The organism is Dysgonomonas sp. 25, from assembly GCF_010501075.1.
Lineage (GTDB): Bacteria > Bacteroidota > Bacteroidia > Bacteroidales > Dysgonomonadaceae > Dysgonomonas.
In genome coordinates, this window is record NZ_QVMN01000040.1 from 1 (window position 1) to 352 (window position 352).

Here is a 352-nt window from a genome sequence, read left to right on the forward strand (position 1 = left end):
CCTTGCTTAACTCCAAGAATTAGCGTTCCTACGCTATCTCTTACACAGGCATTGACGATATCTCTACTAACTTTGTGAAAGTAGTCTTGGATAAATAAATGGCGATCTTTACTTAACCTCGTAAGTCGCTTTGAAGTTACTCTTTGCTTCGTTTGGTGGCCTTTTGTCATAATGGATGTAAGTCTAGCTCGTTCTTTATTAAACCATTGATTCTTTGATTTGATAATCCCGCCCTTGTATACTTGGCAAATATCACCTGTGGATACTATGGTTGCAAGATTGTTAATCCCAAAATCGATGGCCGCCACCCTTTCACCGGTACAGAATTCTAGTGCTGGAAATTCTAGTACAA

At 39.5% G+C, this 352-nt stretch carries 1 protein-coding gene; it reads right to left on the bottom strand.

Going from position 1 to position 352, the window contains the following annotated elements; all coding sequences use genetic code 11:
* Positions 1–352 (bottom strand): transposase (locus tag D0T66_RS16120; RefSeq protein ID WP_163358326.1); only part of this gene is annotated, 352 nt, incomplete at both ends.